Origin of the sequence: Streptococcus humanilactis (assembly GCF_019448275.1) — a bacterium.
In the GTDB taxonomy this organism is placed as follows: Bacteria; Bacillota; Bacilli; order Lactobacillales; family Streptococcaceae; genus Streptococcus; species Streptococcus humanilactis.
The window spans coordinates 1-275 of record NZ_JAHXBZ010000032.1; the positions used below are offsets into that span (position 1 = coordinate 1).

The 275-nt window shown below is 53.1% G+C and carries 1 pseudogene; it reads left to right on the forward strand.

Annotation, left to right across the window (positions count from 1 at the left end):
- A pseudogene (locus KV696_RS09725) lies at positions 1-275 on the forward strand (adhesive domain-containing protein); the annotation flags it as partial.

A 275-nucleotide genomic window follows, 5' to 3' on the forward strand; every position in this document is an offset into this window, starting at 1 on the left:
GCTACAGCGCTTGTGCTTGCTGATGTAGAGGCTACTGCGCTTGTGCTTGCTGATGTAGATGCTACGGCGCTTGTGCTTGCTGAGGTAGATGCTACAGCGCTTGTGCTGGCTGAAGTAGAGGCTACGGCACTTGTTGACGCTGAGGTAGACGCTACGGCACTTGTTGATGCTGATGTAGAGGCTACTGCGCTAGTACTTGCTGATGTAGACGCTACGGCACTTGTTGAGGCTGATGTAGACGCTACGGCACTTGTTGATGCTGATGTAGAGGCTAC